The sequence below is a fragment of the Mycobacterium sp. genome, assembly GCF_019243155.1.
Classification (GTDB): Bacteria; Actinomycetota; Actinomycetes; order Mycobacteriales; family Mycobacteriaceae; genus Mycobacterium.
On the sequence record NZ_JAFAUS010000536.1, the window covers coordinates 1 to 7,670 of the forward strand.

The 7,670-nt window shown below is 67.9% G+C and carries 6 protein-coding genes and 1 pseudogene; all 7 read left to right on the forward strand.

Translation table 11 applies throughout. The features are described 5' to 3' along the window. On the forward strand, positions 1-1,360 hold a 1,360-nt coding region (locus JOZ00_RS27240; protein WP_293350888.1), incomplete at its 5' end, for a glycosyltransferase. Continuing rightward, positions 1,353-1,913, forward strand: coding sequence for a phosphatase PAP2 family protein (locus JOZ00_RS27245; RefSeq protein WP_293350891.1), 561 nt, complete (start codon positions 1,353-1,355; stop codon positions 1,911-1,913). The genes JOZ00_RS27240 and JOZ00_RS27245, both read left to right, overlap by 8 nt. Then, positions 1,906-2,814, forward strand: a complete 909-nt coding sequence (locus tag JOZ00_RS27250) for a decaprenyl-phosphate phosphoribosyltransferase (protein WP_293350894.1) — start codon at positions 1,906-1,908, stop codon at positions 2,812-2,814. Before JOZ00_RS27245 ends, JOZ00_RS27250 begins: the two co-directional genes overlap by 8 nt. Continuing rightward, positions 2,801-4,768 carry a terminal beta-(1->2)-arabinofuranosyltransferase gene (aftB, locus tag JOZ00_RS27255; protein WP_293350897.1) on the forward strand — a complete coding sequence of 656 codons (1,968 nt, stop codon included), beginning with the start codon at positions 2,801-2,803 and terminating at the stop codon, positions 4,766-4,768. Before JOZ00_RS27250 ends, aftB begins: the two co-directional genes overlap by 14 nt. Positions 4,769-5,150: 382 nt before the next feature. Next, positions 5,151-6,182, forward strand: coding sequence for a diacylglycerol acyltransferase/mycolyltransferase Ag85A (gene ag85A / locus JOZ00_RS27260; RefSeq protein WP_293350900.1), 1,032 nt, complete (start codon positions 5,151-5,153; stop codon positions 6,180-6,182). Between the two features lie 155 nt (positions 6,183-6,337). Continuing rightward, complete coding sequence (locus JOZ00_RS27265) at positions 6,338-7,249, forward strand: alpha/beta hydrolase family protein (RefSeq protein WP_293350903.1); 912 nt, start codon at positions 6,338-6,340, stop codon at positions 7,247-7,249. 176 nt (positions 7,250-7,425) lie between these two features. Then, positions 7,426-7,670, forward strand: a pseudogene (locus JOZ00_RS27270) (cutinase); the annotation flags it as partial.

Sequence of the window (7,670 nt, forward strand, 5' to 3'; positions counted from 1 at the left end):
GCTCACCGCGATCGGCGAAGACCCCCTGGTGCTCGCCGCCGTCACCCAGGTGATCATCCCGGACCAGGGCACGCGGAAGGTGCGCGACGAGCCAGGGTTCGCCGCGGCCGAGGCCGCCCTCGACGGCCGGCTGCAGATCGTCGACCAGCCCAACCTCGGCGGATCCGGCGGCTACGCCCGCGTCATGTACGAGGCGCTGGCCACCCCGGACTGCCAGCAGATCCTGTTCATGGACGACGACATCCGCATCGAACCGGACTCGATCCTGCGGGTGCTGGCCATGCACCGCTTCGCCAAGACGCCGATGCTGATCGGCGGCCAGATGCTCAACCTGCAGGAGCCGTCGCACCTGCACATCATGGGCGAGGTCGTCAACCCGTCGAACTTCATGTGGACCGCCGCCGCACACGCGGAGTACGACCACAACTTCGCCGAATACCCGCTCAACGACGACAATGCGCGCAGCAAGCTGCTGCACCGGCGCATCGACGTCGACTTCAACGGCTGGTGGACGTGCATGATCCCGCGGCAGGTCGCCGAGGAGATGGGCCAGCCGCTGCCCCTGTTCATCAAATGGGACGACGCCGAATACGGGCTGCGCGCAGGCGAACACGGCTATCCGACGGTCACGCTGCCCGGCGCCGCAATCTGGCACATGGCGTGGAGCGATAAGGACGACGCGATCGATTGGCAGGCCTACTTCCACCTGCGCAACCGGCTGGTGGTGGCGGCGCTGCACTGGGACGGTGACATCACCGGATTGGTCCGCAGCCACCTCAAGGCGACACTGAAACACCTTGCCTGCCTTGAATATTCGACGGTAGCGATCCAGAACAGGGCCATCGACGACTTTTTGGCCGGTCCGGAGCACATCTTCTCCATCCTGGAAAGCGCGCTGCCCGAAGTGCACCGCCTGCGCAAGGAATACCCGGACGCGGTGGTGCTGCCGGCGGCGAGCGAACTGCCCGCGCCGCAGAACAAGACCAGGGCGATGAAGCCACCGGTCAACCCGCTGTCGATCAGCTACCGGCTGGCCCGCGGGATTTCGCACAACCTGACCAAGGCCGACCCGAGCGCCCACCTGCGCCCGGAGTACAACGTGCCGACCCAGGACGCGCGCTGGTTCCGGCTCTGCACGGTCGACGGGGTAACGGTGACGACGGCTGATGGCTGCGGGGTCGTCTACCGGCAGCGCGACCGCCGCAAGATGTTCACGCTGCTGCTGTCCTCGCTGCGCCGTCAGCGTCAGTTGCTGGGCCGGTTCGACGAGATGCGCAAGGTGTATCGGGACGCGTTGCCCGTGCTGTCCAGCAAGCAGAAGTGGGAGACGGCGTTGCTGCCAACCACTGAACATGCCTGACGCCGGCGCACCGGCCGGCGAGGTGGCCGCGCTGGTGGCCGTCCAGTCGGCGATCGCCGGCCGTCCCGGTGTGCTGGCCACCGCGCGTGGACTGTCTCACTTCGGCGAGCACAGCCTCGGCTGGCTGGTGATCGCATTGATCGGGGCGGCGGTGATGCCGAGGCGACGCTGGGACTGGCTGGTGGCCGGTGCCGGCGCCTTCGCCGCGCACGCGGCCGCCGTCGTGGTCAAGCGGGTGGTGCGGCGCAAGCGGCCGCATGACCCCGCCGTCGTCGTGAACGTCGGCACGCCCAGTCAGCTGAGCTTCCCGTCCGCCCACGCCACCTCCACCACGGCAGCGGCCCTTCTGATGGGCCCGATCACGGGCGTTCCGCTGCCCGCACTCCTGGTTCCCCCGATGGCGCTGTCGCGGATGGTGCTCGGGGTGCATTACCCCAGCGACGTGGCCTGCGGCATTGCGCTCGGCGTTGTCGTCGCGAAAGTCGTTGCCCAGCTTAAGAATCGGCTGTTGGTGAACGGCCAGCCGAGCATAGGAGTGTGGCCGAATGAGTGAGGACGTGGAGGTCCGGCCGCCGGGCAACCTGATTGTCGGGGTGGTCAAGGCGATCCGGCCGCGGCAGTGGACGAAGAACATATTGGTGCTGGCCGCGCCGCTGAGCGCGGCGGGCCGCGGCCACCGCTACGACTACGGCCAACTGGGCATCCAGGTGCTGGTGGCCTTCGTGGTGTTCAGCCTGGCGGCCTCCGCGATCTACCTGATCAACGACGTCCGAGACGTCGAGGCCGACCGCGAACACCCCACCAAGCGGTTCCGCCCGATCGCGGCGGGGGTGGTGCCCGAATGGCTCGCCTACGCCCTGTCCGTGGTGCTCGCGGTGGCATCCGTGGGGCTGGCCTGGTGGCTGACGCCGAACCTCGCGGTGGTGATGGTGGTCTACATCGCCGTGCAGCTGGGCTACTGCTTCGGGCTCAAACACCAAGCGGTAATGGACATCTGCATCGTGTCGTCGGGATTCCTGCTGCGCGCGATCGCCGGCGGCGCCGCCACCGATACCCGGCTCTCGCAGTGGTTCCTGCTCATCATGGCGTTCGGCTCGCTGTTCATGGCGGCGGGCAAGCGCTACGCCGAGCTGCAACTGGCCGAGCGCACCGGCGCGGCCATCCGTAAGGCGCTGGAAAGCTACACGGGCACCTACCTGCGCTTCATCTGGACGATGTCGGCCACCGCGGTGATGATGTGCTACGGGCTGTGGGCCTTCGAGCGCGACCACGGGGCGGCCGGCTGGTTCTCGATTTCCATGGTGCCGTTCACCATTGCGATCCTGCGCTACGCGGTGGACGTCGACGGCGGGCTGGCCGGTGAGCCCGAAGACATCGCCTTGCGGGACCGGGTGCTGCAGCTGCTGTTCGTGGTGTGGATCGCAACACTGGGTGCCGCCGTTGCCTTCGGCTAGCCCCGAACTGCAGGCCCTGCGGGCGCGGATGTTGCGTGGCCGACCGGCCATCAGGCGAGGTTGGCCGGTTTTCCCGTACACCCCCATGGTCCGGGTCAGCCTGTGGATCAGCGTGGCTGTGGTCGCGATGCTGTTCGCGTGGGGTGCCTGGCAGCGGCGCTGGATCGCCGACGACGGGCTGATCGTGCTGCGCACGGTGCGCAACCTGCTGGTCGGCAACGGGCCGGTGTTCAACCAGGGCGAGCGGGTGGAGGCGAACACGTCCACGGCGTGGACCTATTTGATGTACCTGGGCAGCTGGGTCGGCGGCCCAATGCGGATGGAATACGTCGCGCTGGCGCTGGCTTTGGCGCTTTCGGTGGCGGGCGTCGCGCTGCTCATGCTGGGCGCCGCGCGGTTGTATGCGCCCAGCCTGCGGGGCCGCCGGGCCATCATGTTGCCGGCCGGGGCGCTGGTCTACGTCGCGCTCCCGCCGGCGCGCGACTTCGCCACGTCCGGCCTGGAGACCGGCCTGACGCTGGCCTACCTGGGGCTGCTGTGGTGGATGATGGTCTGCTGGGGGCAGCCGGTCCGCAACCGCCCGGACAGCAAACTGTTCACGGCCGCACTGGCGTTCGTCGCCGGGTTCAGCGTCCTGGTCCGGCCCGACCTGGCGCTCATGGGCGGGCTGGCGCTGATCATGATGCTGATCGTGGCCAGAACGTGGCGGCGCCGCGTGCTGGTCGTGGTCGCGGGCGGTTTCCTGCCGGTCGCCTACCAGATCTTCCGGATGGGCTACTACGGCCTCCTGGTACCCGGGACCGCGCTGGCCAAGGATGCGGCCGGGGACAAGTGGTCGCAGGGCATGATCTACCTGTCGAACTTCAACGCGCCCTACGTGGTCTGGGTGCCGGTGGTGCTCCTGGTGCCGCTGGGCGTGCTGCTGCTGCTGGCGCGTCGCCGGCCGTCGTTCCTGCGTCCCGCGCTCGCGCCGAACTACGGCCGGTTCGCCCGGGCGATCCACAGCCCGGCGGCGGTGGTCGCCTGGGTCGTCTTCAGCGGTCTGGTGCAGGCGTTCTACTGGATTCGCCAAGGCGGCGACTTCATGCACGCGCGGGTGCTGCTGGCCCCTCTCTTCTGCTTGGTGGCCCCGGTGGCCGTCGTTCCGGTCGCCATCCCCGACGGCCAGGACTATTCGCGGGAAACGGGCTACTGGGTGGCCGGCGCCGCCAGCCTGCTCTGGCTGGGGGTGGCCGGCTGGTCGCTGTGGGCCGCGAACTCACCCGGCATGGGCGACGACGCCACCCACGTCACCTACACGGGAATCGTCGACGAGCGCCGCTTCTATGCCCAGGCCACCGGTAACGCGCACCCCCTGACTGCCGCCGACTATCTGGGCTATCCACGGATGGCCGCCATCCTGGTGGCGATGAACAACACCCCCGACGGGGCGTTGTTGCTGCCGTCCGGCAACTACACCCAGTGGGACCTGGTGCCGATGTTGCAACCGGCGCCGGGGAGCCCGCCTCAAAAGCCGCAACACACAGTGTTTTTCACCAACCTCGGCATGGTCGGCATGAACGTCGGCCTCGACGTCAGGGTGCTCGACCAGATCGGACTGGCGAATCCTCTGGCGCAACACACCGAACGGCTCAAGCACGGCCGCATCGGCCACGACAAGAACCTCTTCCCGGACTGGGTGGTGGCCGACGGCCCGTGGGTGAAGTTGTATCCGGGGATTCCGGGCTATTTGAGCGAGCAGTGGGTCGCCGAGGCGGTGGCCGCGCTGCAGTGTCCCGACACCAAGGCGGTGCTGAGTTCGGTGCGCGCACCGATGACCGTGCACCGGTTCTTCTCCAACCTGGTGAACTCGTTCGAGTTCACCACGTACCGCATCGACCGCGTTCCGCTGTACGAGCTGGCCAGGTGCGGGTTGCCGGTCCCGCAAGGCCGGCCGCCGCCACCTCCCGAGTAAGGGCTCGGCAGAAGATTTTTCGACGTATATCGAACGGATCACAGTCCGGCGATCGCGAAACATTGACAGCAACATCACATTTAACGCCTCACCAGCGGTGATCCACGTCATGCACATGCGAAAACACGTTGATTTCGTTCGCCGGGGGCAATCGAAAACCCCTGGGTAGGAGGGCCGCTCGAACGTTTGTGGCATCGCCTCGATGCGACCCGGCGTCCAAAGGTGTGGTTGACTACACGAGCACTGCTGCGCTTAGCACCGCGACGATGCGGGCCGGCACGGCCCGAGCAGGAGCTGTGCAATCGGGTTTCGCGCCTGCAGTTCGACCTAATCGAGAACGCGCCCGGTAGTGGGATGCGCCCGAAAGGATGAGGAAGCAAGGATGACGCTAGTCGACAGGTTTCGCGGCGCCGTGGCAGCCATGCCACGCCGGCTCGTGGTTGGGGCTGCTGCCGCGGCTCTGCTCTCGGGCCTGATTGGTGCCGTGGGGGGCTCGGCAACCGCTGGGGCCTTCTCGCGCCCCGGTTTGCCGGTTGAATACCTGCAGGTTCCGTCCGCAGCGATGGGCCGCGATATCAAGATTCAGTTCCAAAGCGGTGGTGCCAACGCACCCGCGCTGTACCTGCTCGACGGTATGCGTGCGCAGGACGACTTCAACGGCTGGGACATCAACACCCCGGCGTTCGAGTGGTACAACCAGTCGGGCATCGCCACGGTCATGCCGGTCGGCGGGCAGTCCAGCTTCTACTCCGACTGGTACAAGCCAGCCTGCGGTAAGGCCGGCTGCACCACGTACAAGTGGGAGACCTTCCTGACCAGCGAGCTGCCGGCGTACCTGTCGGCCAACAAGCAGGTCCGGTCGACCCAGAACGCGGCGGTCGGTCTGTCGATGGCCGGTTCCTCGGCCCTGATCCTGGCCGCCTACCACCCGAACCAGTTCGTCTACGCCGGCTCGCTGTCGGCGCTGCTGGACCCGTCGCAGGGGATGGGGCCGTCGCTGATCGGCCTGGCCATGGGTGACGCGGGCGGTTACAAGACCGCGGACATGTGGGGCCCGAAGGAGGACCCGGCGTGGCAGCGCAACGACCCGTCGCTGCAGGTCGGCAAGCTGGTCGCCAACAACACCCGCATCTGGGTGTACTGCGGTAACGGCAAGCCGTCGGACCTCGGTGGGGACAACCTGCCCGCGAAGTTCCTCGAGGGCTTCGTGCGGACCAGCAACCTGAAGTTCCAGGACGCCTACAACGGCGCCGGGGGCCACAACGCGGTGTTCAACTTCGACGCCAACGGCACCCACGACTGGCCGTACTGGGGCGCGCAGCTGCAGGCTATGAAGCCTGACCTGCAGTCGACGCTGGGCGCCACGCCTGGCGCCGGCCCGGCCACCGCTGAACCGGCCAACCAGGGCACCTAAACCCTTAACAGCACGCGACGAGCGGCGGGGACCCTTCGGGGTTCCCGCCGCTCGTCGTTGCTCAAGGATGTGAGTTGTTTCACTACCCTGCGGGGCGGATGCGATGCGGCCCTGGCTACTGTGCTCCTACAGCGACTAGGCGATGGAGGGTGGACATGACGGTCGTTCGGGGTTGGTCAGCGCTTCTTCGGATGTTTTGCGTTGCCGCGCTCTCGGTCGCACTGATCGGCGCGACCGTGGTGGCGGGTTCCGCCGGTAAGGCGAGGGCGGCCGGTTTCGAAAGCCTGATGGTCCCGTCGGCCGCGATGGGCCGCGACATCCCCGTGGCGTTCATGGCCGGCGGCCCGCACGCCGTGTATCTGCTCGACGCATTCAACGCTGCCCCGGACGTGAGCAACTGGGTCACCGCCGGCAACGCGATGAACACGATGGCCGGCAAGGGCGTCTCGGTCGTGGCTCCGGCCGGCGGCGCCTTCAGCATGTACACCAACTGGGAGCAGGACGGCAGCAAGCAGTGGGACACCTTCTTGTCCGGTGAGCTGCCGAACTGGCTGGCCGCCAACAAGGGCCTGGCGCCCGGTGGGCATGCCGCCGTGGGGGCCTCGCAGGGTGGCTATGCCGCGATGGCGCTCGCCGCGTTCCACCCCGACCGCTTCGGCTTCGCCGGATCGCTGTCCGGGTTCCTGTACCCGTCGAGCACCAACTACAACGGCGCGATCCTGGCCGGTCTGCAGCAGTTCGGCGGCGTGGACGGCAACGGCATGTGGGGCGCCCCGCAGCTGGGGCGGTGGAAATGGCATGACCCCTACGTCCATGCGTCCCTGCTGGCGCAGAACAACACCCGCGTCTGGGTCTACAGCCCGACGAACGCGGGCGGTGACGACGCCGCGATGATCGGCCAGGCGAGCGCGGCGATGGGCAGTTCCCGCGAGTTCTATCAGCAGTACCGCAGCAACGGCGGACACAACGGTCACTTCGACTTCCCCGGCGGCGGTGACAACGGCTGGGGCTCATGGTCGGGGCAGCTGGGTGCGATGTCCGGGGACATCGTCGGCGCCATTCGCTAGCGCGATCGCAAGCGCGGCGGAGCCGGGCGCAGCGGGTCGCGGTCGACTGGGCTAGCGCGATCGCTAGCGGTTCGCGGCGCCAGGGGTCAATCGGCAGAGCCGGTACCGTGTAGAGCGTGCAGGAGAGCGCGCGCAGGCCGCCTCGCTGCGACCTACCGCTCTGCTAGCAGGAGAACATGGCTAAAAGCACTCGTAAGCGTCACCGAACCCTGGCCTGGATCGCTGCACTCTCGGTTGCCGCCGTCGTGTTGCTGGTCATCGCCGCCGCGGTGCTGCTGCTGCGCAACCGCGGGTCGGCGCCCAGCGCGGTGCCGCCCGGTGTCCTGCCGCCGAGCTCCACGACCAGCCACCCGCACAAGCCGCGGCCCGCGTCCCAGGACGCCTCCTGCCCGGACGTGCAGCTGATCAACGTCCCCGGCAC